This window comes from Burkholderia sp. BCC1998 (genome assembly GCF_905339875.1).
Classification (GTDB): domain Bacteria; phylum Pseudomonadota; class Gammaproteobacteria; order Burkholderiales; family Burkholderiaceae; genus Burkholderia.
In genome coordinates, this window is record NZ_CAJPHE010000036.1 from 1 (window position 1) to 23,535 (window position 23,535).

18 protein-coding genes and 2 pseudogenes are annotated in these 23,535 nt (G+C 71.6%); 6 read left to right on the top strand and 14 right to left on the bottom strand.

Going from position 1 to position 23,535, the window contains the following annotated elements; genetic code table 11:
- Both U5A56_RS35060 and U5A56_RS35065 read right to left on the bottom strand, forming a co-directional pair.
- Positions 1-234, bottom strand: a pseudogene (locus U5A56_RS35060) (amidohydrolase); the annotation flags it as partial.
- Between the two features lie 19 nt (positions 235-253).
- Entirely contained in the window at positions 254-421 is a 168-nt protein-coding gene (locus tag U5A56_RS35065; protein WP_044846122.1) for a DUF1427 family protein, read from the bottom strand.
- 120 nt (positions 422-541) lie between these two features.
- Here U5A56_RS35065 and U5A56_RS35070 point away from each other — a divergent pair, with 120 nt between their 5' ends.
- Positions 542-1,465: a LysR family transcriptional regulator gene (locus U5A56_RS35070; RefSeq protein ID WP_124489483.1), complete on the top strand. Its 924-nt coding sequence runs from the start codon at positions 542-544 to the stop codon at positions 1,463-1,465.
- A 19-nt stretch (positions 1,466-1,484) separates the two neighbouring features.
- Here the strand turns inward: U5A56_RS35070 and U5A56_RS35075 are convergent, their stop codons facing one another.
- Positions 1,485-2,171: a hydrolase gene (locus tag U5A56_RS35075; RefSeq protein ID WP_124489484.1), complete on the bottom strand. Its 687-nt coding sequence runs from the start codon at positions 2,169-2,171 to the stop codon at positions 1,485-1,487.
- A 283-nt stretch (positions 2,172-2,454) separates the two neighbouring features.
- Between U5A56_RS35075 and U5A56_RS35080 the strand changes: the two genes are divergently transcribed.
- Genes U5A56_RS35080 through U5A56_RS35095 form a run of 4 tightly spaced genes read left to right on the top strand, consistent with a single transcriptional unit; the run spans position 2,455 to position 5,668 of the window.
- Positions 2,455-2,715 (top strand): XapX domain-containing protein, encoded by a 261-nt coding sequence (locus tag U5A56_RS35080; protein ID WP_044846125.1) that lies wholly within the window; start codon positions 2,455-2,457, stop codon positions 2,713-2,715.
- Positions 2,716-2,725: 10 nt separating this feature from the next.
- A complete protein-coding gene (locus U5A56_RS35085; protein WP_321927087.1) occupies positions 2,726-4,306 on the top strand; it encodes a sodium:proton antiporter in 1,581 nt (526 codons plus the stop codon).
- A 60-nt stretch (positions 4,307-4,366) separates the two neighbouring features.
- Positions 4,367-4,759: an OsmC family protein gene (locus tag U5A56_RS35090; protein WP_059467735.1), complete on the top strand. Its 393-nt coding sequence runs from the start codon at positions 4,367-4,369 to the stop codon at positions 4,757-4,759.
- A 24-nt stretch (positions 4,760-4,783) separates the two neighbouring features.
- Positions 4,784-5,668 carry a pirin family protein gene (locus U5A56_RS35095; protein WP_321927089.1) on the top strand — a complete coding sequence of 295 codons (885 nt, stop codon included), beginning with the start codon at positions 4,784-4,786 and terminating at the stop codon, positions 5,666-5,668.
- A gap of 82 nt (positions 5,669-5,750) precedes the next feature.
- Here U5A56_RS35095 and U5A56_RS35100 read toward each other — a convergent pair whose 3' ends face one another.
- Genes U5A56_RS35100 through bcsB form a run of 9 tightly spaced genes read right to left on the bottom strand, consistent with a single transcriptional unit; the run spans position 5,751 to position 20,557 of the window.
- A complete protein-coding gene (locus U5A56_RS35100) occupies positions 5,751-5,945 on the bottom strand; it encodes a hypothetical protein (protein ID WP_321927091.1) in 195 nt (64 codons plus the stop codon).
- Positions 5,927-7,480 (bottom strand): cellulose biosynthesis protein BcsG, encoded by a 1,554-nt coding sequence (bcsG, locus tag U5A56_RS35105; protein WP_321927093.1) that lies wholly within the window; start codon positions 7,478-7,480, stop codon positions 5,927-5,929. Before bcsG ends, U5A56_RS35100 begins: the two co-directional genes overlap by 19 nt.
- A gap of 27 nt (positions 7,481-7,507) precedes the next feature.
- Positions 7,508-10,045: a UDP-forming cellulose synthase catalytic subunit gene (bcsA, locus tag U5A56_RS35110; protein ID WP_321927094.1), complete on the bottom strand. Its 2,538-nt coding sequence runs from the start codon at positions 10,043-10,045 to the stop codon at positions 7,508-7,510.
- Positions 10,042-10,830, bottom strand: coding sequence for a cellulose biosynthesis protein BcsQ (gene bcsQ, locus U5A56_RS35115; protein ID WP_044846131.1), 789 nt, complete (start codon positions 10,828-10,830; stop codon positions 10,042-10,044). The genes bcsA and bcsQ overlap by 4 nt, the downstream gene beginning before the upstream one ends.
- Entirely contained in the window at positions 10,827-11,036 is a 210-nt protein-coding gene (locus U5A56_RS35120) for a hypothetical protein (RefSeq protein WP_044846132.1), read from the bottom strand. Before U5A56_RS35120 ends, bcsQ begins: the two co-directional genes overlap by 4 nt.
- Positions 11,033-13,042, bottom strand: coding sequence for a cellulose biosynthesis protein BcsE (gene bcsE, locus U5A56_RS35125; protein WP_321927096.1), 2,010 nt, complete (start codon positions 13,040-13,042; stop codon positions 11,033-11,035). The genes U5A56_RS35120 and bcsE overlap by 4 nt, the downstream gene beginning before the upstream one ends.
- Before the next feature lie 16 nt (positions 13,043-13,058).
- Entirely contained in the window at positions 13,059-16,994 is a 3,936-nt protein-coding gene (locus tag U5A56_RS35130) for a cellulose synthase subunit BcsC-related outer membrane protein (RefSeq protein WP_321927098.1), read from the bottom strand.
- Complete coding sequence (bcsZ, locus tag U5A56_RS35135) at positions 16,979-18,208, bottom strand: cellulose synthase complex periplasmic endoglucanase BcsZ (RefSeq protein WP_321927099.1); 1,230 nt, start codon at positions 18,206-18,208, stop codon at positions 16,979-16,981. Before bcsZ ends, U5A56_RS35130 begins: the two co-directional genes overlap by 16 nt.
- 3 nt (positions 18,209-18,211) lie before the next feature.
- Positions 18,212-20,557 carry a cellulose biosynthesis cyclic di-GMP-binding regulatory protein BcsB gene (gene bcsB, locus U5A56_RS35140; protein WP_321927101.1) on the bottom strand — a complete coding sequence of 782 codons (2,346 nt, stop codon included), beginning with the start codon at positions 20,555-20,557 and terminating at the stop codon, positions 18,212-18,214.
- Positions 20,558-21,075: 518 nt separating this feature from the next.
- Between bcsB and U5A56_RS35145 the strand changes: the two genes are divergently transcribed.
- Complete coding sequence (locus U5A56_RS35145; protein WP_321927103.1) at positions 21,076-22,098, top strand: sensor domain-containing diguanylate cyclase; 1,023 nt, start codon at positions 21,076-21,078, stop codon at positions 22,096-22,098.
- 138 nt (positions 22,099-22,236) lie between these two features.
- Here the strand turns inward: U5A56_RS35145 and U5A56_RS35150 are convergent.
- Together U5A56_RS35150 and U5A56_RS35155 are read right to left on the bottom strand one after the other, a co-directional pair.
- Positions 22,237-22,491 (bottom strand): annotated as a pseudogene (locus U5A56_RS35150) (class I SAM-dependent methyltransferase family protein); the annotation flags it as partial.
- A 293-nt stretch (positions 22,492-22,784) separates the two neighbouring features.
- Positions 22,785-23,390, bottom strand: a complete 606-nt coding sequence (locus U5A56_RS35155; protein WP_044848430.1) for a CDP-alcohol phosphatidyltransferase family protein — start codon at positions 23,388-23,390, stop codon at positions 22,785-22,787.
- Positions 23,391-23,535: the final 145 nt, after the last annotated feature.

Genomic DNA, 23,535 nt, shown 5'->3' on the forward strand with positions numbered 1-23,535 from the left:
ACCGCGAATCACGTGGCAGTGGTTGTCGATCAGGCCGGGCAGCGCGCTGCGGCCGCCGAGATCGACGATCTTCGTCGCGCGGCCCGCGAGCGGCATGACTTCCGCGTCGCTGCCGACCGCGACGAAGCGGCCGTCCTTGATCGCGACGGAAGTCGCGACGGGGTTCACGCGGTCGAGGGTCGTGAATCGTCCGTTGTGGAGGATCAGATCCGGTTGAGTGTCGGGTACGCTCATCAATATGTCCTCGATGCAATCAGAAACCGAGCCAGTGACGGACCGGTGCAACGGCCGCCACGCCGATCAGCATGCCGGCCAGCCCGACCAGCGCAATCAGCGGCGGTGCCGGCGAGCGCACCTTGATCACGCTGTACACGACGCCGACCAGCACGCCGGCGCCCAATGAAACCAGATACGATTCCATACGTCCCTCCCGACTGAATTAGAATGTGCCGCATTACCGCCCGGGGGCCGGGCGCCGTGCGCCTGCGGCCCGATCCGCTGCTGTCCCGTCCGCTTCACTTCGCCGCCACGCTTTCCAGCCATGCAACATCTGCCCGACCTCGAAGCCTGGGCCATCTTCGCGCGGGTCGCGGAGACCGGTTCGTTCGCCAAGGCCGCCGACCTGCTCGGCATCACGCAACCGACCGTGTCGAAAGCGATCGCGCGCCTCGAAAAGCGCCTCGGCGCGATGCTGCTGTACCGTACGTCGCGCAAGCTGTCGCTCACACCGACCGGCGAACTGCTGCGCGATCGCGCGATCCGGCTGCTCGCCGACGCCGAACTGATCGAGGACGAGGCATCCGCACACGCGCTCGAACCGCACGGCCTCGTGCGCGTGAACGCACCGATGTCCTACGGCCTGTGCAATCTCGCGCCGCTGCTGCCCGCGTTTCTCGAACGCTATCCGCGCGTCGACGTCGACCTCGTGCTCACCGACAACTTCGTCGACATCGTGTCCGGCGGCTTCGACGTCGCGATCCGGATCGCCGAACTGAGCGATTCGTCGCTGCGCGCACGCCGCCTGTGCGCGGTACGCCGGCCGCTCGTCGCGTCGCCCGCGTATCTGGACCGGCACGGCCGGCCGACCCATCCGAGCGAACTCGACCAGCACGTGTGCCTGACCTACACGAACATCCCGACGCCCGAATACTGGCGCTTTCGCCATACGACGTCGGGCGACGAATTCGGCGTGCCGGTGCGCGGGCGCATCCGTGCGAACAACGCCGACGTCCTCTGCCCCGCGCTGATCGCCGGCCACGGTATCGCACTGCAGCCGGCGTTCCTGGTATGGAATGAACTGCAAAGCGGTGCGCTCGAGGAAGTGATGCACGACTGGAAAATCCCGGACCTCAACGTCAACCTCGTCACACCGCCCGGCATGCTGCGTGCCGCGCGCGTGACGGCGCTGCTCGAGTTCCTCGTCGAACATCTGTCGCACGCGCCGTGGGCACTGCCGCCCGTCTGAGCGGGCGGCCCGCGACCCGTTACTTCGCCGGCACGGCCGGGATCGACTCGTGCGGCGTCGCGGTGCGCTGTGCCGCCTTGTGGACCATCGTGTACGCGTAGTCGACGCCCATTCCGTACGCGCCCGAATGCTCCTTCGCGATCGCCATCACGGCGTCGTAGGTATCGCGGCGCGCCCAGTCGCGCTGCCACTCGAGCGCGACCTGCTGCCAGGTGACGGGCACGACGCCGGCCTGGATCATCCGCTGCATCGCGAAGTCGTGCGCATCCTTCGACGTGCCGCCCGACGCGTCGGCGACCATGTAGATCTCGTAGTCGCCTTCGAGCATCGCGCAGAGCGCGAACGTCGTGTTGCAGACTTCGGTCCACAGGCCGGAGACGACCACCTTCTTGCGGCCGTTCGCGGCGAGCGCGTCGCGCACCTTCTGGTCGTCCCACGAGTTCATCGACGTACGTTCGAGCGTCTTCTGGTTCGGGAACACGTCGAGCAGTTCGGGATAGGTGTAACCCGAGAAGCTGTCGCTTTCGACCGTGGTGATCGTGGTCGGGATGTTGAATGCTTTCGCGGCCTTGGCAAGCCCGACGACGTTGTTCTTCAACGTCTGGCGATCGATCGACTGCACGCCGAATGCCATCTGCGGCTGCTGGTCGATGAAGATCAGCTGGCTGTTCTGGGGGGTGAGGACTTCAAGCTTCGGGTTGCTCATGGCGCGTATCATCCTTTGGACAGGAAACGTTTAAGGCTTGCCTCGATCGGAAACCGAGAGGAGCCGACTGTGCGTTACCCCGGATCTGCGTCTTCCGGTTGCAGCCATTTAATCGGAAAAGCCGCGGCTCGAACATCCAAGAAATGGAATCGATCGAATTCCGAAAGAGGGGGCTCTCCAACGGCTGTCCGCCCTTTTGTTCCACACGTAAACCCGATACGCTTCCAGCACGTTGAAGGCGCGCCCTTCGCCCCCGATCAGCCTATCACGAGAGGTTTTCATCATGAAGCCGTATTTTCTGTCGCTGTTCGCAGGCATCCTCGCCGGCGTCATCTACGGTGCGCTCGGCGTGAATTCGCCGGCACCGCCGATCATCGCGCTCGTCGGCCTCCTCGGCATGCTGGCCGGCGAACAGATCCTGCCGCTCGCGCGCCGGATGCTGGCCGGCTATCGGCTGAATACCGCGTGGCGCGATGCACAATGCAGCCAGCACATGTTCGGCGCGCTGCCGGGCGCCGCCGCGAACGATCGCAAGCCGTCGTGATGCAAGACTCATGACCAACGTCGAGCTGTTCCACTACCTGCTGCTGTTGATCTGCGGCGCGGGCGCGCTCACCTGGCTCGCGGAGCGCGTGTCGATCCCGCCGGCCGTCGTGCTGCTGCTCGGCGGCTGCGTGGTGGCCATCGCCGGCAAGCGCACGCCCGACATGGATCCGGCGCTGCTGCTCGTGGCCGTGCTGCCGCCGCTGCTGATGTCGAGCGGCTTCTATACGGCGTGGAAGGAATTCCGCCACGAGCTCGCGTCGATCGCGTCGCTCGCGCTCGGCGCGGTGGTGTTCACGACGGTTGCGGTCGCGCTCGCCGTGCATGCGGCCAATCCGGCGCTGCCGTGGGCCGCGTGCTTCACGCTCGGCGCGATCGTGTCGCCGCCCGACGCGGTCGCCGCGAAGGCGATCCTGCAGCGCCACCCGCTGCCCGCGCGGCTCGTCGCGGTGCTCGAAGGCGAAAGCCTCGTCAACGATGCATCGGGCCTGCTGCTGTACCAGATGGCCGTCTCGGCCGCGCTCGCCGTCACGATCACGACCGCGAGCGCCACCGGCCTGTTCTTCTCGCTCACGCTGATCGGCATCGCGGTCGGCCTCGCGTGCGGCCATGCGATGTGCTGGGTGCTGCAGCGCCTGCGCGAGCCGATGCTCGGGATCGTCGTGACCTTCGCGATGGCGTGGGGCAGCTACGGCATCGCGGAAGCCGTGCACGGTTCGGGCGTGCTGTCGGTCGTGACCTGCGGCCTCGTGCTCGGCGTGCGCCAGCATCGCGTGTTCGGCGCCGACATGCGGATCAAGGCGAAGGCGACGTGGGAAGCGATCGTGTTCGTGCTCGACGCGCTCGTGTTCATCCTGATCGGCCTCGCGCTGCACGCGATCCTCGCCGGCGTGAACCACGAAGGCGCGGTGCTGATGGCCGGCCTGCGCGTCGCGCTGCCGGCCACCGCCGCCGCGATCGCCGCGCGCGTCGTGTGGGTGTTCGTCGCGATGTGGCTGCCGGGCCGCCTGCGCGCGCCGCGCGCGGGCCATGCGCGGTGGTCGTGGCGCGAGGCCGTCGTGCTCGGCTGGTCCGGCATGCGCGGCGTCGTGAGCCTCGCGGCCGCGATCGCGCTGCCGGGCAACTTCCCCGGGCGCGACCTGATCCTGTTCAGCACGTTCCTGCTGATCATCGCGACGCTGGTCGTGCAAGGCGGCACGCTCGCGCCGCTGATCCGCGTGCTGAAGCTGCGCCCGGCCGCGCGGCACACGATGTCCGAGCATGCCGTGCGCGCCCACACGTTCGGCGCGGCGCTCGCCGAACTCGATGCGCGCGAGCAGCGCGGCACGCGCCTCGAACGCGCATCGCTCGACCGGCTGCTGACCGAATACCGCAGCCGCGTCGCGTTCAACGAACGCGCGCACCGCGACGGCGCGGAACCGGCGGACGTGCGCGCGCGGATGCTGCGCGTCGAGCTCGAGCTGGTCGGCGTGTCGCGCGATGCGCTGCTCGAGCTGCATCGCGACGGCCGGGTCGACGACGCGGTGCTGCACCGCATAGAATCCGAGCTGGATTTCGAGGAACTGCGGCTGCAGCGCCTGCTCGAGCCGTAACGTCCGGCCTGCCCGGCCCTCCCCGGCCGGCCCGTCTCCCCTTCCCCACATGGAATTGCAATGAGCGAACTGTCCGTCGAAGCGAGCATCGGCTCGGTCGATTACCTGGTCCATTTCACCGACGGCGTCCATCAGTGGCGCGCCGACGAACCGGCGTCGCTCGGCGGCGGCGATACCGCACCGACGCCCGTCGCGCTGCTGCTGTCGAGCCTCGGCGCGTGCACCGCGATCACGCTGAAGATGTACGCGCAACGCAAGGGCTGGCCGCTCGCCGAAGTGCACGTGAAGCTCGCGCACGAATCGGGCAGCGCGGGCAGCACGATCGTGCGCCGCATCACGCTCGACGGCGACCTGACCGACGAGCAGCGCGAGCGACTGCTGCAGATCGCGAATGCGTGCCCGGTGCACAAGATCCTCACGCACCCGATCACGATCGATACGGCCATCGCCTGACCCACCGGATACGAGAGACCCACCATGTCCGCATCGATCAAGACCCTGCTCACGCCGCGCGAGAGCGACATCGGCAACCTCGTCGTGCGCCGCGTGCTGCCCGCGCGCGCCGCGCGCCTCGTCGGCCCGTTCATCTTCTTCGACGAGATGGGGCCGGCCGTGCTGCCGGCCGGCAGCGGCATCGACGTGCTGCCGCATCCGCACATCGGCCTCGCGACCGTCACCTACCTGTTCGACGGCACGCTGATGCATCACGACAGCCTCGGCTTCCGGCAGAAGATCGTGCCCGGCGACGTGAACTGGATGACGGCCGGGCGCGGCATCGTCCACTCGGAGCGTTCGCCCGACGAGGACCGCCCGCATGAACAACCGGTGCACGGGATCCAGACCTGGGTCGCGCTGCCGGTCGAGCACGAGGACACCGCGCCCGCGTTCGTGCATCACGCGGCCGACACGCTGCCGTCGTTCACGCGCGACGGCGCGCACGTGCGCGTGATCGCGGGCACCGCGTTCGGGCTCACGTCGCCGGTCGCCGTGTTCTCGCCGACGCTCTATGCGTATGTGGAATTCGCCGCGGGCGGGCAGCTCGCGCTCGACGCGGAACACGACGAGCGCGGCGTGTATCTCGTCGACGGCGACCTCACGATCGACGGCACGCCGCTCGCCCCCGCGACGATGGCCGTGCTCGAACCCGGCACGAACGTCGCGCTCGCCAGCGCGAACGGCGCGCGCGTGATGCTGCTCGGCGGTGCGCACCTGCCGGGCGAGCGGTTCATCGAATGGAATTTCGTGTCGAGCGAGCGCGCGAAGATCGACGCGGCCCGCCACGCGTGGGCCGCGCAGACCTTCGGCAAGGTGCCGGGCGAGGAAAACGAATGGACGCGCCAGCCGGAGCGCCGCGCGCAGTGAGCCCGCAGTGAGCCCGCGGTGAACCGATAGCGGTCGGCGCATCGATGCAGCGCGGCCGGCGTTCACGCCGGCCGCCTTGCGTTTACGGCTTCAATCCCATCAGCTTCGCGAGCACGGGCCAGCGCTCGAGCGATTCGACGAATGCGCGCCGTGCCTGCTCGTCGACGTAGCGGGCCGGATCCAGCGCGGGCAGATGCCGCGCGAGGCCGAGCACGTCGTTCGGTTGCGACAGGCGATCGTCGTCGCCTTCGCCGATGTTTAGTGTTCGTCGATCCATACGCCGTCCGGAGTCTTAACCGCATAGCCGGTGCTCGTCTGCAGCGTCACCGTGCCTTCGTTCTCGCCGACCATCCGCGTGCGCGGCAGGTCGGCCGCATATTGCGCAAGCGTCGCGCCCGGCTTGAACGGGCTGTTCGACACGAGGTTCGACAGCAGCTGCGCGAGCGCGAGGAAGCTCGTCGGCTGGTCGATCACGGTCGTCGTGCCGTGATTGCCGGTGAAGCCGACGAGCCGCACGCCGACCGGCCCGTGGACGACGCTCGGCGTCGGGATCTCGCGCAGGCCGGCCACCTGGTTCTTGTCGCCGCGCAGCGCGGCGCCGTGCTCGGGCACGAACACGATCACCGCGCGCCGTCCCGACTGCGCGATCAGGTCGGCGAGCCGGTCGAAGTCGTTCATCATCCGGGTCACGCGCTGCGGATACGAATCGATGCTGGTGAGCGAGCTGCCCACCACGCGGTTGCCGTCGTGCAGGCTGATCGTGTTGTAGTACAGCGCGACCGGGCCCGGCACCGACGCGCGCTGCGCGTACCAGTTCGCGAGCGTGCCGTAGTCGTCCTTGATCGCGGAGCCGTCGAACGCATGCATCGCGACCGGGGCGGCGGCGTTCGAGATCATCGGCGCGTCGGGCACGCCGATGTTGTCGTGAACGACCTGCAGGAAGTTGTCGAAGTGCCCGTCGTGGTTCAGCAGCGACTGCACCGTGTAGCCGGCGGACGCGAGTTGCGAAAACAGGTGGCACTGCTGCGGCGCGGGCTTGTACAGGTCCGCGTGCGCTTCCTGCCCGCAACTCGCGCGCAGCACGCGGATCGCGGCCGGGCCGCTGTAGCTCGCCGCCGTGCTGAAGTTGTTGAACAGGTAGTCGAAGTGGCTCAGCATCGGATGATTGCGCACCTTCGCGGCATCGAGGTCGTCCCACGACAGCGAGCACACGTGCAGCACGATCACGTCGAACTGCGCGGCCGGATCGTTGCCGAGATGGCCGAACGCGACCTGCCGCTGCGACTCCTGCGCGCGGAACGTCGCGAGCGCCGCGTTGTGGTCCTCGGGCTGGCCGGCCCGCCCGCCCGTCGCGTCGGCCTGCTGCGGGAGCGGCGCGACGACGCGCGCCATCAGCCCGTTGCCGGCCTGCCACAGCGGCATCACGACCAGCGCGGCGAGCACGAAGGTCGCGACGCGCACCCAGCGGTTGACGATGAAATAGACGATCAGCACGCCCGCCACGGTCAGCACCAGCAGCGGCGGCAACAGGCGCGGCAGCAGCTCCATCCAGTAGTCGAGGCGGAACGTGCTGACCTCGCGCGCGGCATCGACAAGGCGCGCGAGCGGCGGCGCATGCAGCTCGCGCGCAAGGAGCGGCACCGCGATCGCGAGCGCGGCGAGCTGCCGCACGATGCGCCACACGCGCGCGCGAATCGGCGCGCTCGCCGCGAGGGCCAGCGCGAACGCGAGGTTCGCGAGCCACAGCGGCTGCAGGTGGCCGGTCGCGAACAGCGCGAACTTCAGGATGAAATACAGATTCCAGAACGTCATCTAAACCACTCCGTGATGGGCGCCGCGTCAGTCGCGCGCACGATCGAGCTTCGGTGCCAGCATCGACTGCACGCCGCGCGCCGCACCTTTCCACATCCGTACGTAACCGTCCAGGCCCACGCGCAGCACTTCCTTCAGCCCGCGCAGCGGCGTGTCCGCGCGCGCGCTCGCGTGCCAGTCGAGCCACGCATCCGCGCGGCCGAACGTGCACTGCACGAGCTGGCGCTCCTGCTCGAGCGTCAGCGCCTCGAAGCTCACGCCGACGTGGGTCGGCGTCACGCGGCTCACGCGCACCGGGAACGGGAACGGCCGGTCGCCGCGCGTCACGCACACCGTCAGCGTGTCGCCGACCGCGAGCGGCAGCCCCGGCACCGCTTCGAGGCCGAGGCCGCCGGTCGAGTAGTCGCTCGTGAAGCATGCGGCAGTCGAGCCGTCGGCGAGCAACAGCGTCGCCGGCACGCGCATCGCGATCCGGTGCGTGACGCGCACCTGCTTGGTCTCGCGCGCGACGGCCATGGCCGCGCCGAGCATCGCGAGGTTGTAGACGGTCCAGCCGAGCGTGATCAGAATCGTCGACGCCTCGTCGCCCTGGTCGGCCACGAGCCGCCACAGGCCGGCCGCGATCGCGAGCACGTTCAGCGCGAACAGCACGAGGTACGGCTTCGAGGTCGACCAGTCGACGTAGCCTTCGTCGATCTTGCCGCCCTTGTCGGTCACGTTGAACTTGCCGTGCTGCGGGCTGAAGAACGCGACGGTGGTCGGCAGCGCGATGTACCACGCGAGCACCGATTCGTAGACCTCGGCCCAGAACGAGTGGCGATAGCGCCCCTGCATCCGCGAGTTCGCGACGTTCGCGAGCACCAGGTACGGGATCACGTAGCTCGCGAGCGCGACCGACGACGCATTGATGAAGTACAGGTGGAAGAACAGGTACGCGAGCGGGATCGTCAGGAACACGAGCCGCGGAATCCCGTAGAAGAAATGCAGCATCGCGTTGCCGTAGCAGATCCGCTGGATGAAGCCGAGCCCGCGCCCGAGGAACGGATTGTCGATGCGGAAGATTTGCGCCATCCCGCGCGCCCAGCGCGTGCGCTGCTTCACGTGGCCGGCGAGGCTCTCGGTCGCGAGGCCGGCCGCCTGCACGGTCGGCAGGTACGCCGACGTGTAGCCGCGCCGGTGCAGCTTGAGCGCGGTGTGCGCGTCCTCGGTCACGGTCTCGACCGCGACGCCGCCCACCTCCTCCAGCGCGGTGCGCTTGAGCACCGCGCACGACCCGCAGAAGAACGTCGCGTTCCACAGGTCGTTGCCCGACTGCACGAGCCCGTAGAACAGGTTGCCCTCGTTCGGGATCTCGCGGAACGTGCCGAGGTTGCGCTCGAACGGATCGGGCGAGAAGAAATGGTGCGGCGTCTGCACCAGCGCGCATTTCGGGTCGCGCAGGAACACGCCCATCGAGGTCTGCAGGAACGAGCGCGTCGGCACGTGATCGCAGTCGAAGATCGCGATGTATTCGCCGTGCGTCTTCGGCAGCGCACGGTTGATGTTGCCGGCCTTCGCGTGGCGGTTGTCGTCGCGCGTCAGGTAGCCGATCCCCGCCTCGCGCGCGAACGCCTCGAACTCGGGGCGCCGGCCGTCGTCGAGCAGGTACACGCGCAGCTTGGCCGCCGGCCAGTCGATGCTCTGCGACGCGAAGACGGTCGGCTTCACGACCGACAGCGGTTCGTTGTAGGTCGGGATGTAGACGTCGACGCTCGGCCAGGTGTCCGGGTCGTCGGGCAGCGGCACGATCGGCCGGTCGAGCGGCCACGCGGTCTGGACGAAGCCGAGCAGCAGGATCATCCACGTATAGGCTTCGGCGCCGTACAGCAGGTAGCCGGCGAACGCCTCGACGGGGCTGCGGAAATCGAGTGTCTGGGTCGTGCGCCACCACACGTAGCGGACCGTGGCGAGCAGCGCGAGCGACGCGAGCGCAAGCGTCGGCAGATGGCCCGGCAGGCGGCGCAGCGCGAGCGCCAGCACCGCGACGATCGCGAAGAACGCGAACTGCGCGCCGGGCATCAGCGGCGACATCCCGGCCGCGGCCCACATCAGCGCGCCGGCGATCAGCAGCAGCGGCGCGAGCCAGCGGTGCCGGCCGACGCCGTGCGCGCGCGCGTCGAGCCAGCCGCCCCAGCGCGCCCACGGCAGACGCGCGAGCAACGCGTCGAGGCGCCGGCCGAGCGCGCGCGCCGCGACGTAGACCGGCACGACGAACGTGTCGAACCACGCGAGCGGATCGCGCGCGGGCCGGCCATCGGCTGCGCGCGGCGCGCGCACGATCGCGCGCCACAGCCATTCGCGCGGGCTCAGCGGCTGCAGCACGCCCCACTCCCGCGCGAGCCACAGGAAGGCGATGCGTGCCCGGCGGCGCACGGGATCGGGCCGGCCGGGCGGCGGCGCGTGGAAGAACAGCCGCACGAGCCAGTCGAGCAGCGTGCGCTCGGCCGGCAGCCCGATCCCGCGCGCGCACCAGTCGGTCGCGCGCCGGGCCGCGGCACGCCAGCGCGACGCGAACCCGGCCTTCATCGCCGCGCTCCCGTGCGGCCGGCCGCGGCCGCCGCGAGCCACGCGTCGACCCAGTTCGCGACGCCGTTCAGGTCGTGCGACGCCTGCGAATACGGCGCGTCGTCGAAGATCCAGCTGCCGCGCGCGAGCGTTTCGGGCACGGCCGCATCGACGTGAATCCGCTGCTCGAGCATCGACGCCGGTCCCGCGACCGCGCGCAGCATCGCGAGCGCATCGCGCTGCATGTCGCGCGCCGGGTTCAGCCGGTTCACGACGATCTGCAGGTCGCCGCCGCCGGCCCGCAGCGCGTCGAGGCGCGCGGCAACGGTCGCGCACGCGGCCGGTTCGGGCGGCACGACGACGAGCGTCAGGTCCGCGCGGCGAATCGCCTGCTCGGCCTGCGGCGACGGATAGCGCGCGGTGTCGACCAGCACGACGCCGTCAGGCGGCAGCGCGATCTCGTCGAGCGCGCGCGACAGCCAGGCCGGATCGGCCGCGAGCCGCGCATCGCAGGCGGCGGCGCCCGCCGCGTCGACCTGCCCGTACGGGACGAACAGCACGCCGTCGGCATTGCGCCACGTATGCGCGTGCCACGGCGCGGCGTTACCCGGGTCACCGAGCAGGCTGTGCGCGAGCCCGTGCTCGGCCAGCGTGTCGAGACCGAGCGTCGCGCCCATCAGGTTCTGCGCGTCAAACTCGACCGCGACGACCGGCCGGCCGCGACGGGCGAGCAGCACCGCGAGCGCGCCGGCGAGCGTCGTGCGGCCCGCGCCGCCGGTCGTCGACGTGACGGCGATCGTCTTCATGGCGCGGCCTCGCCGGCGTGGTCGGCATCGGGCAGCAGGCGCCCGCGCAGCGCGACCGGCACGAGTTCGCACGGCACCGCGTCGCGCCGCTGCAGCCCGCGCGGCGCATGAAAGCCGCGGCCGAGGCCCAGGTGCTGCGCGACGAGCCACACCGGCACCGCGATCGCGATGCCGACGATGAATCCGATGACGAGTTCGGCGATCATGCGCCCTCCGGCTTGCGCAGCGGCATCGCGCTGCGGATGGCGCCGCGCGTGTGCGCGACGGGAAATGCAGGAAATGCCGGCGCATCGCCCGGCATGTCGGCGGCCGGCGTCGCATCGTCGGCGTGAACCGCGTGCGGCGGCGCATCGACGTGCCGGTCGGCCACACCGCCCGCGGCGCCCGCGCCGCCCTCGCCGCCCTCGCCGCCCACGGCGCCGTCGGCGCCCGGTTCGGCACGCGCCGCGGCATCCGCCGCGCGTTCGCCCGGCGCGCGTGCCGCATCCGCCGGCTGCGCCGTCGCGAACAGGTCGCTGTAGTCGGCGATCGGCGCGCGCCGGTTCTCGGCCTTCAGCGCATCGAGCTCGGTGTCGATGCTGCCCTGCCCGAGACACACGACGCGATCGGACAGCGTCTCGACCGGCACGTCGAAGATACGCGCGAGCGCATCCTCGGCATCGGCCGGCTCGCACGCGAACAGGAACACGTACAGGTGCCCGGCATCGGCCGTCACGACGTCGCCCGCGCGGCGCGGCCGGCAGTGCCGCAGCGCATCGACGTGCGACACGCCGGGCAGCAGCGCGATCTTCGCGAGCGTATGCGGCAGCGCGAGCACGGCGCCGCGATCGAGCACCGCGCGAATCCGCAGGCAGAACGCGCCGACCGGCAGGTAGCCGAGCACCGAATCGCCGAGCGCGGCCGCGAGCGCCGCGCGATAGTCGGGCGCGACGGGCCGCGCATAGAGCTGCCCGCGCAGCGCGTGCACGGCCGCATGCATCCGCGTCACCGGCAGGTCGCGCGCGACGACGCGGTTCGCGCCGACGCTCAGCACCAGCATCTCGAACTGCTGGCGCAGCACCTCGCCGCGCTCGACCACGGCGATCTTCAACGCGCCGCCGCATTGCCGGCGCAGCGTGTGAACGGCCGCGCACAGCGTCTCGAGCTGGGCATGCGAGCGGAACGCCAGCACCGCGGTCGCGGCCTGCGCGCGTGCGCAGGCGGCGACGACCGCCGCGTTGTCGTCGACGATTTCCCAGTCGGCCGGCACGCGGCCGCCTTCGTCGAGCACCGCGCGGCTGACGACGACGCGATCCTCGTCGGTCGCGAGCTTCATCCGGCGCAGCGGTTCGGCGGCGGCGCCGTCGACGATCGCCGCGAGCCGGCCGCCCGGCGCGAAGCGCAGCGGCCGCACTTCGCCGGCCGCGAGCGTCTCGCCCGCGCGCCAGAAGTCGACGACCCACAGCAGCTCGCCGTGCGTGCGCTGCAGCTGCGCGACGCCCGCGCACACGCCGTGAAAGCCGCTGCGCGGCGCGCGATTCGCGTCGCGCACGAGCGGCGGATCATCGGTGTCCGGATCGGCGCCGGTGCGCACGATCTCGGGATCGACCAGCAGCACCAGCGCGATCCGGTGCGTGCGGCACCAGTCGGCGAGCGCGTGCGCTTCTTCCGCGAGCGCCGTCGGATCGTCCCAGCTGAACCAGCGTTGCGCGCCTTCGATGAAATACAGCGAGCGCGCGCGAAAGCCGTAGCGCTTCATCGCGCGCAAGCCGCCCGTGAGCCGCGCGAACGGACCGGGCGCGGCACGGCGCGGCGCACCGGGTTCGCGCGCGGCATCGCCGTCGGCCGCCGCGGGCGCGGGCGGCATCGCCAGCACGTTGAGGTTGCGCGGCCAGCCGGCCGGCTGCGCGCCGCCCGAGAAACCGCGCGCCTGCAGCTGCGCGGCAACGTACGCCGCGGCGCGCGACAGCACGACCGTCACGTCGCGCGTGCGCGACTGCCGCGCGCTTTCCCACACCAGCGCGTCGCACGCCGGCGTGCCGGCGGCGGCATAGATCGCGTACAGGCCGCCCGCTTCCAGCTGCGTCCACGTGTCGGGCAGCCCGTCGATCGCGAGCCGGCTCAGCGGGCCGGCGCGGCCGCCGGCCGGCCCGGTGCGCAGCAGCGCGCGCAGGCGGCCCAGCAGGCCGGCGGCGCCGAGCGCGGGACGGGTTGCATCGAGTTCCGTATTCACGCGTTCTCCCAGTCCCCTAGTAATCCGAATAAAGCCGCACCGGCGTCGGCGTGACGAGCCAGCCGCGCGCCGCGCGTGCGTCGAACGCATAGCGCAGGTACACGAGCGCCGAACTCGGCGCGTAGTCGTGCGACCGGTCGACGTGCAGTTGCGCGCCGACGCTCAGGTGCGGATTCACGCGATACTCGACGATGCCGTTCACGCCGTACGAGAACGACACGCCGCGCGTCGAACTGCCCGCGTAGACGAGCCCCGCCGCCTCCTGCGCGGCGCGCTGGTCCGCGAAGGTCGGGTAGAACAGCGAATCCTTTTCGTAGCTGTTCGAGATCCCGCCCGTGACGGTCAGGTCCCACGACAGCGCGTCGCGCCGCCCTGCCCACTCGAGCGGCACGCCGAGCGACAGGTAGCGCTGCGGGCTGTAGTAGCCGCCCTGCCCGTACGTGTAGTAACGCAGGTTCTGCGCGTAGTGCCACGCATTGCCGACGAGCCCCGTGCTCACCTTCATCGTCGCGCGTTCGTACACGGGCACCGTGAAGCCCGAGCGCAGCGTGAGTTCCGCGTTGCGCTCGACGTTGCGGCCGGACAGCACGCCCGCGCCGAGCTCCGCGAACAGGTTCACGCGGCCGACGTCGAGCGCCGCGCGCAGGTTCACGCCGTCACGCCGCACGCCGCCCCACACCGCGCCCGTCCACGGATCGCGCATCCCCGCATACGACAGCACGCTGCTCGTTTCCGGCCGGCGCGACGCGTTCACGGTGAAGCTCGCCGGCCCCGCGTCGAAGCGGTAGCGCACGCCGCCGACCAGGTAATGCACCGGGAAGCCGAGCGGCGACGTGCCGAGATCGACGCGCCACGCATCCGTGCGATAGCCGGCGCCGAGCGCGACGCCCGTCATCGGCTGGTGCAGGTCGCCCTGCGGATGCGCGATCAACGCGGCGGCCTGCTGGTTCAACGGCGCCAGCGACGAGCCGGCCAGCGCGTTGAGCGCGCCGTAGGTGCCGAAGGTCTTCAGCGAATACGCGTTCGGCACGCTCATATCGAGCGTGCCGGCGTCCAGATGCACGGTGTCGAGCTGCAGGAACGCGTGCCCGTCGTAGCGCACCGGCATCTGCGCGTAGATCGGCACCTGCTGCGCGCGGTACGCGGAAATCCCTTCGTCGCCCGACTTGTACGCGGGCAGCCAGCCGATCTCGATCTCCGGATCGCGCCGCTGTTCGAGATCCGCGAACGCGGCCTGCGCGGGCGTGCGGCCGTCGCGGCCCGGGCTCACGCCGCTCGTGCGTTCCTGCGACAGCGACAGCCGGTACAGCGACGCGGCATCGTCGTAGCGGCCCTGCGCCTCGGCCACGCGCCCGGCGGCAACCGTCACGTCGGCGCGTGCCGGATACGCGGCCTGCAGCGGGTCGATCACCTGCGCGGCTTCGTCCGGGCGGCGCAGCGCGTTCAGCCGACGCACGACCGACAGCCGCGTATCGACGTCGTCGTCCGGCGTGCGCGCCAGCACGGCCTGCACGCGCGCGAGCGCGGCCGCGCGCTGGCCGCTGTCCTCGTCGATGCGCGCGAGCGCGAGCTGCGTGTCGGCATCGTCCGGCGTGCGCGCGATAACGGGCGCGAGCGCGTCGCGTGCCGCGTCGTAGTGACCTTGCGCGCGTTCGAGATCGGCCAGCTCGAGTGCGTAGCGCTTGTCCGCGCGGCCGGCCGGGCTCGCGCGATCGAGCAGCGCGCGCGCGCGCGCATAGTCCTGCTGCGCGATCGCGTCGTCCGTCCGGCGCAGCACGAGCCGCAGCGACTGATCCTCGATGCGCGCGGTCTGTGCCGGCGTCAGCGCCGGTTCGCGGCGCAGCGTGTCGAGCCATGCGGCGAGCGCGTCGTCGCGCCCCGCGCTGCCGAGCAGGTCGCCGTAGCGCAGCCGCACGTCGGGATCGGCCTCGCGCGGATGCGCGGCGATCCAGTCGCGCAACGGCGCGAGGCCGCGCTCGGGCTCGCCCGCGTCGATCCACTGCGCGCCGATCGCGGCCAGCATGTCGGGATCGTCCGGCGCGCTCGCCTGCGCATGCGCGAGCGACGCGGCAAACGCCGCGCGATCGCCGCGGCCGAGCGCGCCGCGCGCGTCGGCCAGCGCGCTTTGCGCGTCGAGCTTGCGGGCGAGCGCACGCATGCCGTCCGAGCGCTGCGCATCGTCGACACCCGCGAGCGCGGCCTGCGCGCCGGCGACATCGTCGAGCGAGCTGCGATACAGCGCGGTCGCATAGCGCATCTCGGGCGTATCGCTTTGCGCGAGCCCCTCATCCATCACCGTGCGGCCGAGCTGCGGCAGCCCCATGTCGCGATAAAGCCGCGCGAGCGCGAAACGCGTCCACGGTGCGTCGGGCGCCGCGCGCACGGCCGCTTCGTAGCGTTGCACGGCCGGCCCGCGTTCGCCCTTGTCGGCGAGCGCGCGCGCCTGGCTCGCGAGCAGGTCGGCGCGCAGCCCGTCGAGTGCGCGGCGATCGTCGCTGCCCGTCACGCGGCCTTGCAGCGCGTCGAGCAACGGGCCGACGCGGTCCGCGCGGCCGGTGTTCTCATACAGCATCGCCGTGCCGCGCACCGCCGACACGTTCGGCGAACGGGCGGCCAGCAGTTCGCGCAGCAACGGCTCCGCGCGCGCCCAGTCACGCTGCGCGAGCAGCGCGTCGGCGAGCTGCAGCTTCGCGTCCGGGCTGTCGGGCTGCATCGCGAGGGCGGCGCGCGCCGCGCGCTCGGCATCCTGCGGCCGCCCGGCCGACGCCGCCGCGCGGCCTTGCGCGAGCAGCCCCCAGAACTGCGCGGTACGCGCGAGGCTCTGCCACTTGCCGCGCTGGTCGGTCGACAGCGCCGCGGCGCGCGTGAACAGCGCACGCGCTTCGTCGTGCCGGCCTTCGCGCAAGCGCAGCAGGCCGAGCCCGCCGAGCGCATCGGCGTCGCCGGCGCGCGCCTGCGCGGCGCGCGCGAGCAGCGGATCGGCACCGGCCAGGTCGCCGCGCGCGAGCGCCTGCAAGCCGCGCTGCTGCGCGATGTAGTCGGGGTCGCGTTCGAGCCGGCGCTGCGCGTCGCGCTGCCGGTCGAGTTCGGCGCTGCGATCGCGGAATTCGGTGTCGTCCGGCACCAGCGCGAGATACGCGTGCAGCGCATCGAGATACGCGGGATCGCTGCCGGCGGACTGCAGCACGCGCCGCCACACGGCCATCGCTTCCGTGTGATCGGCGTCGGCGCGCTTCGCGAGCGACCACGCGATGCGGTTCGCTTCCGCGCGCGTGTCGGCGCGCTGGTTCAGCAGCCGCGCGAGCGCGAGCGCCGCGCTCGTGTCCTGCGGGTCGGCCGCGACCGCGCGGCGCAACGCGGCGAGCGCCGATTCTCGGCCACCCGGCGCATTCGCGACGATCTGGTAATACTCGGCGCCGAGCGCGCCGGACGGCGCGCCGTTCGGGAACAGCGCGACGATCCGCCGAGCCGCTTCGTCGGTGCGACCGCTGCGCGCGAGCAGCCGGATCTGCGCCATCTCGCCGCGCCCGCTCGTCGCGACGCGGTATTCGTCGGCCGCGCGCCGCGTGCCGGGCGCCGCGGGCGCGCGGGCCTGCAGGCGTGCCAGCGCGGCCTGCGCGCCTTGCGCGTCGCCGAGCCGCAGCAGCACCCGCATCTGTTCCGCGAGCAGTTCGGGATCGTCCGGCGCGATCAGGAGCCCCTTGCGCAGCGCGTCGCGCGCGAGGTCGTCGCGATGCTTCGCGCCCCACATGCGGGCGGTCGCGAGCTGACGCTGTGCATCGGGCAGGTCGGTCGTGGCCGGCACCGGCGCCGAGATGGCCTTCGGCGCGACGGTTTTCGGCAACGCGGGCGCGGGCGTGGCGACGGCGGCCGGCGCCGCCGCCGTGACCGACGACGCGAGCCACGCGAACCCCGCGACGCGCGGTGCGGTGCGCTTCATCGGGCCGCGCATGAACGGTCCTCCCAGCGCGCAGCGAGCGACCCGTCCGCGCCGAACCGGTAGCGGCCGTCGCGCCAGCCCAGGCCGAACAGCGTCAGCACGCTCGTGTAGTAGCCGGGCGTCGCCTGGCGCGCGAGCGCATCGACACGGGCCGCCTGCGCATCGGCGAGCGCATGCTGGCCGCGCGCGTCGAGGAACGGCACGGCCGCCGCGGAGAAGCCGCCATTGCCGTCGTTCGGCCCCGCGACGCCGGTCGTCGTGTCGACCTTCTCCGGCGGCGCGCCATGCGCGGCGATATGGTCGGCGAACGGCGCGAAGCGCGCGAGCAGCGGTGCGGCGAGCGGATCGGCGCGATCGAGCATGCCGGCCCACAGGTACACGCGGATCGCGTTGTACGCGCTTTCCGCATGGGTCTGGGGATCGGGGCCGAAGCCCGCGCCCGCGCGATACAACGCCCAGTCCGGCGAGAAGCCCTTCGGCGCGGTGTCGAGCAGCACGCGGCCGGTACTGGCCGCGAGCGCGGCCCAGCGGCGCTCGTCGGGCAGGCGCGCGGCGAGCCCGCGGATCACCTGCGGCGGCGAATAGCTCGGGTTCACGCGCCATTGGCCATCGGCCAGCTTGAACCCGGTCGGCCCGGGCAGCAGCGTGAGGCCGAGGCCCGGCACACTGGCCGTCTCGTCGTCGAGCACGCGCTTCGCGAGCAGCGCGCCGCGCGCGGTGTAGCTGCGCTCGTGCCACAGCCGCCCGGCTTCGACGAGCGTGTAGGCGATCCAGAGATCGGCATCCGACGCCGCGTTCGCATCGAGCACGCGCCACGTGCCGTCCGGCGCGCGGCCCCACAGCCACGCCGGCAGCCGGGCGCTCAGGTCGCCCTGCGCGAGATTGTTCTCGGTCCATGCGAGGATCGTGTCGAACGTGCGTCGGTCGTTCGCGACGAGCGCGAAGAACAGTCCATACGCCTGCCCCTCCGATACCGTGCGCGAATCGGCCGAGCCGACGTCGATCACGCGGCCGTCGGCCGACACGAAATCGCGCTTGAACGCGTCCCAGCGCGGCCACGCCGCGCCGCACCGCACGTCGGCCGCACCGCCTTGCGCCGCCTGCGCGCGCCCGGCCGTCCCGGCTACCCCGGCCGCTGCGCACGCCGCCGCGACGGCCAGCACGAGCGTCGTGCCGCCCCGCCGCGCCGGCCGCGCTGCCCGTCGCCTTGCGAATGCCCAAGCCATCCGTTACATCCCCCGGCGGCGCGCGGCGACTTTCTGCAGCACGCTGAACACGCCGAGCGCGAGCAACAGCCCCGCGACGACGCCGACCACGCCGAGCACCACCGGGTGCCGCGCCGCCTGCGTCCAGACGCGCGCATACCACGGCACGAAGCCGACCACGTACGGATCGCCGACACGCAGGCTGTCGACCTGTCCCGGCCGCACCAGCGCGAGGTCGCCCTGCAGTTGCGACACGAGGCCCGGCTTCTCGAAGACGTCCAGCAGGTCGGCCAGGCGCGCCTGGTCGGTCGCGGTCAGCGCGACGACGCTGCGGCCGCGGCTGCCCGGCAGTTCGAACCCGGCGAGCGCGGCAAGCGCACCCGTCTGTTCGATATGCGCGCCGCCGTCGGCCATGCCGACGCCGTTGCGCCAGCGCTCCTTCACCGAGAACGCGACACGCGTCGCGCCGGTGCCGGCCTGCTGGTCGATCGCCAGCGGCAGCGCCGCGCGCCAGTGCGACAGCAGCGGCGACGCGGGCGAGCCGTCGATCACGAGCAGGTCCTTGCGGCCCGCCAGCGCGGCGACGTCGCCGGGCCGCGCGACCTGCACGCGCAGCGCCGGGAAGCCGGTCCACTGCCCCATGTGGCCGAGCATCGTCAGGTAGGCTTCCAGCTCCTGCGGCGACGGCCGGTCCGGGATCACGACCGCCGTCTGCGACAGGTCGGCGAAGCGCGTGAACGGGAAGCCGCTGTTCGCGAAGAATGCGAGGTTCGGCAACTGCGCGTAGTGGACGAAGTGCGAGAAGTCGATCGTCGAATCCGGATCGATCGCCGCGCGCTGCGGCTCGGTCGCGGTGCTCGAGCAGAGCCCCGTCTTCTGCGAGTCGAGCGTGAAGCGGAACTGCAGCTGGTTGCCGCTGCCGACGCGGAACGCCGGGATGTCGACATCGCTCGTCACGCGCCCTTCCGGCACCGCCAGCAGCGGCAGCTGCATGCGCCCGCGCGCGTCTTCGGCATGGGCCGGCCCGAGGCGGTACGACTTCACGAGCTGTTCGTTGATCTCGACGGCGAGCGTCGAGTTGTCCTGCACGGTCGGCGCCGTGTAGCGGTAGCGCAGCGTGATCGGCACACCCGAGCCGTTCCACGAATGCAGGTCGGCCGGCACCCGCAGGTTCAGCCGGATCGCGTCCGGCGACGTGCCGCGCACTTCGAGTTCGCGCGGGTCCGACACCAGTTCGCGGAACGCGATCGGCCGGTTCACCGGCAGCCAGCGCGGGGCGTCGTACGGCTTGCGCGGCGCGCCGAGATCGACGTGCGCGACCGTCGCCGCCGGGCCCGACAGCGCCGCGCGGCCGAGCACGAGCGCCGCGACCGCATCGTCGACCTCGGCTGCCGTGCGGCCCGTCACGACCAGCAGCTTGCGGCCCGGCGCGGCCGGGTTGTCGGCGACGGCGAGCAGCGGGCCGTTGACCGACGGCAACGCGAGGCCGGCCGGCAAGGTCGCGGCCGTGCCAACCACCACCGCCTGGTCGTCGGCCGGCAGCGTCGCCGCGACCGGGAAGCGCGCCTGCCGGTAGTCGGCCTGCGCGCCGAACCACGACGCGAGCACGCCGGCACTGCGCAGCGTCGCCGAGTCGGGCGACGCCGGCAGCACGAACGGCAGCCGCAAGCGCCCGTTGTCGCGCCGGTCGAAGAACGGCGCGGGCAGCAGCGCGAGATCGTTCGGCAGGCGCACCGGCGACTCGTCGAGGATCAGCTCGCTCGTCGGGCTCACGTCGGCCCACAGCGCCGAGCTCGACGGGTCTTCGCAGTGATCGAGCGAGTAGTGCGCGATCAGGCGCAGGCCGATCTGGTTGAAATCGGAGAAGTAGCGCGGATCGATCGGGATGTCCTGCGTGACCGTGCGGCCCGCGCGCGTCGCGTCGAACGGGACGGTCGCGACCACCTCGTCGTTCACCGAGACCTTCAGGTGCGACATCGGGAACACGAGCGACGGCGAATACGCATAGGTCAGGCGCAGCCGCGCGCCGGTGACCACGCGGTCGAGCCGCACGCCCGCATGGATCGTGCGCGCATCGTCGGCGCCGCGCAGGTGCACCGGATCGAACGCGCCGAGCGACGCGAACGGCAGGTGCACGGTCGTCGCCGGCAGGCCGGCGGGTGCCGCGCTGGCGGCGCTCGATGCGGCCGATGCGCTCGATACGGCCGCGCCGTTGGCGAGCGCCGGCGTGGCCGGGCTGCCGGCGGACGCCGAAGCGGCCGCCGAAACGGATGCCGACGCGACCGGCATCGGCGCGGCCGACAACGCGGCCGCATGAAACGCGCCGAACGTGGCGAGCGACAGGACGAACAGCGACACGGCCGGCTTCATGCGCGGCTCCGCATCGTCGTGGTCGTCCGGTGATCAAGCGCGCCGCAATCGACGCGCCCAAAGCAGCTATGCCCGTGAGTGCACATCCCCACTGCTTCCCCTCAAAGTCTGGCCTGAATGCATGTATCGAAACGACGCGGCACATTCTTCCGCTGCCGGTCCATCGGACGGTGCGCGCCTGGCACCGGCGCTCGCACATTCGTCACACTATCTCAAAATCAGGACAAAACTCACCCTGATTCGCGCTGACGAAGCGAAAAACAACTCAATACGGTCGGAAATGCTGCGTGCGGCGACTGAATGGCAAGAATTACGCCGTTGCTGCCGGCCGGACCGATCGGCATACTGCCGACGCTGCCGGATCGGCGAACCGTCGCGCCGGCGAACCGTCCGGATACCGGATACCGGATGCCGGATGCGACCCCTTGCGGGCCGCCCGGAACGCGCTGCCGCGTGGGCGGCGCGTATGCTACCGCAAGCCGGCGCCGCGTGCCGGGCTTTCTTCATGGAAAACTGACTTGGATCAAATCGTCGACACCGCCACCCCGTCCCCCGACACGCTGTTGCGCATCATCGCCACGCAGACCGAGATCGCGAAACTCGGCCTCGACCTCGGCAGCGTGATGGCTTATGTGACCGAGCAGGTGCCGCAACTCACGGGCGCGAGCGGCGCGGCGGTCGAATTCGCCGAAGGCGACGACATGGTGTACCGCGCCGCGTCGGGCTCCGCCGCCGGGATGCTCGGGCTGCGGTTGCGTCGCTCGGGCAGCCTGTCGGGCCTGTGCGTGACGCGCGGGGAATTGCTGCGCTGCACGGATTCGGAAACCGACCCGCGCGTCGATCGCGATGCCTGCCGCCGCGTCGGGCTGCGCTCGATGCTGGTGATGCCGCTCACCCATGCGGAGACGACGGTCGGCGTGCTGAAGGTGATGTCGCCGGAGGTCGACGGCTTCTCGGCCGCCGACGCCGGCACGCTGCGGCTCACGGCCGACCTGATCGCCGCCGCGATGTTCCACGCGGCGCGCAACGAGGCGAACGAGCTGTACCTGCGCGCAACGCACGACGCGCTCACCGGCCTGCCGAACCGCGCGCTGTTCTACGACCGCCTGCGCCAGTCGATGCACACGGCGCTGCGCGCGAACGGCCGGCTCGGCATCCTCAACATCGACATGGACGGGCTCAAGCCGATCAACGACGGCTACGGCCACCGCGCGGGTGACGCCGCGCTGCGCGAGGCCGCCACGCGGATGCTGGGCGCCGTGCGGCGCTCGGATACGGTCGCGCGGGTGGGCGGCGACGAGTTCGCGGTGATCCTGCCGAACGTCGGCAGCCGCGACGACATCGACGCACAACGCGCACGGCTCGCCCGGCAGGTCGCCGAACCGTTCGAGTTCGAGGGGCAGCCGCTGCGGCTCGGCGTCAGTGTCGGCGTCGCGATGCTGCCCGAAGACGGCACCGACATGAATGCGCTGATCGAGCATGCGGACCAGGCGATGTACGAGGTGAAGCGCACGCGGACGCAGCGGGCATGCCACGCGTGACGTGCGACGCCCGGCCCGTTCGGCCAGCCGGGCCGCTCGCGCACGGCTGACCGGACTGCGGCACCGCGATCGCCACCCCGACCACGATCCACTGCACGATCGCGACCAGCACGCCGGCGCGGCACAACCCGAGCGCGCTCATGACGCGTCGACCCACTGCGCGAGGCCGACCGTGAAGATGCCCAGCTCGTCGATCCGCTGGTCGAGCTTGCGAAAGCCCGCGCGCGCGACGAGTTCGTCCATCCCGGCCTGCGAGCGGCGGCGCATCAGCCAGGTCGCCTCGCCGCGATGATTGTTCAGCGCACGCGCGATGAATTCCAGCCGCGGATGCCACGGCTGTCCGGTGCAGACGAGATAGCCGCCGGGCGGCACCGCCTGTGCGAGCCCGCGCAGCTCGAACGCACGCAGCGGCGCGAGCGCCTGCGCGCGGTCACGCTCGCCGAGTCGACGAGGTGCGCGACGTGCGCCGAATGTTCGTGGCCTCGATGCAGCAGCACGATCGCGTCGCGGCAGCGCGGGCCCGTCGCGGGCCAGTGACGATAGAACAGCGTGTCGCCGTCGTGCGTGACAAAGCCAAAGCCGGCCTCGCGGGCCGTGCGTGCGCTCATGCGATCTCTCTCGTTTCGTTATTCGAATCACGCGGCGCCGCCCTCCGGCGCCGGTCCCGCTATGGCCGCCAGCCGCCGTCAGCCACCCGCTTCGGCGACGCCCGCCTGCACGCGTCGCACCACCGTCACGATCGACAGCACGATCAGCACGCGCCACAGCCACGCGGCGACACCGCCGACCGGCAGGCCGAAGCCGATCCACAGCGCGAACGCGCCGAGCGCGAGCGCGCGGTCGCTCTTGCCGAACGGGCCGTCGTAGCGGCGCGTCGCACCGGCGAGCGGGCCGATCAGCCCTGCGCATTCGACGATGATCGCCGTCAGCGCGAACAGCCAGACGTCTGCCGGCGCGAACGCGGGAATCGCGAGAAACGGCAGCACGAGCGCGACATCGGACACGATGTCGCCGAGCTCGTTCAGGTACGCGCCGAGCGTGCTCTTCTGCCCGTGCTCGCGGGCGAGCATGCCGTCGATCGCGTTGAGCGCCATCCGCACGAACAGCCAGATCGGGATCAGCAGGAACAGCACGCGGGCGAACACGCCGAGCCCCGCGAGCGCGCCGACGACGATCGAGCCGCCGGCCGCGAACAGCGTGACCTGGTTGGCCGTGACGCCGCGCTCGGCAAGCGAATCCGCGAACGGACGCAGACGGTTCTGGAATTTCGGTTTGAGTGCGTAAAGGCTCATCGTTTTATTGGTTCGGCACGTTCGGATACGTTCGTCGCCGCCATGCCCCGGGCGGCGCAACCGCCGGCGGCGGCTTTCGACAGGTGGTCGTAATCGTCGCCGAGCGGCCCCGACGCGTCAAGCCGCGCCCCCGCGCCGGGCAATC

Coding starts and splice junctions, on each gene's coding strand:
- U5A56_RS35070 (WP_124489483.1), top strand. CDS start 542: ATGCAACATCTGCCCGACCTCGAAGCCTGGGCCATCTTCGCGCGGGTC.
- U5A56_RS35130 (WP_321927098.1), bottom strand. CDS start 16,994: ATGCGCGGCCCGATGAAGCGCACCGCACCGCGCGTCGCGGGGTTCGCG.
- U5A56_RS35155 (WP_044848430.1), bottom strand. CDS start 23,390: ATGAGCCTTTACGCACTCAAACCGAAATTCCAGAACCGTCTGCGTCCG.
- bcsG (WP_321927093.1), bottom strand. CDS start 7,480: ATGACGTTCTGGAATCTGTATTTCATCCTGAAGTTCGCGCTGTTCGCG.
- U5A56_RS35065 (WP_044846122.1), bottom strand. CDS start 421: ATGGAATCGTATCTGGTTTCATTGGGCGCCGGCGTGCTGGTCGGCGTC.
- bcsQ (WP_044846131.1), bottom strand. CDS start 10,830: ATGAAGACGATCGCCGTCACGTCGACGACCGGCGGCGCGGGCCGCACG.
- U5A56_RS35120 (WP_044846132.1), bottom strand. CDS start 11,036: ATGATCGCCGAACTCGTCATCGGATTCATCGTCGGCATCGCGATCGCG.
- U5A56_RS35085 (WP_321927087.1), top strand. CDS start 2,726: ATGACCAACGTCGAGCTGTTCCACTACCTGCTGCTGTTGATCTGCGGC.
- bcsA (WP_321927094.1), bottom strand. CDS start 10,045: ATGAAGGCCGGGTTCGCGTCGCGCTGGCGTGCCGCGGCCCGGCGCGCG.
- U5A56_RS35090 (WP_059467735.1), top strand. CDS start 4,367: ATGAGCGAACTGTCCGTCGAAGCGAGCATCGGCTCGGTCGATTACCTG.
- U5A56_RS35100 (WP_321927091.1), bottom strand. CDS start 5,945: ATGGATCGACGAACACTAAACATCGGCGAAGGCGACGACGATCGCCTG.
- bcsZ (WP_321927099.1), bottom strand. CDS start 18,208: ATGGCTTGGGCATTCGCAAGGCGACGGGCAGCGCGGCCGGCGCGGCGG.
- U5A56_RS35080 (WP_044846125.1), top strand. CDS start 2,455: ATGAAGCCGTATTTTCTGTCGCTGTTCGCAGGCATCCTCGCCGGCGTC.
- U5A56_RS35075 (WP_124489484.1), bottom strand. CDS start 2,171: ATGAGCAACCCGAAGCTTGAAGTCCTCACCCCCCAGAACAGCCAGCTG.
- U5A56_RS35095 (WP_321927089.1), top strand. CDS start 4,784: ATGTCCGCATCGATCAAGACCCTGCTCACGCCGCGCGAGAGCGACATC.
- bcsB (WP_321927101.1), bottom strand. CDS start 20,557: ATGAAGCCGGCCGTGTCGCTGTTCGTCCTGTCGCTCGCCACGTTCGGC.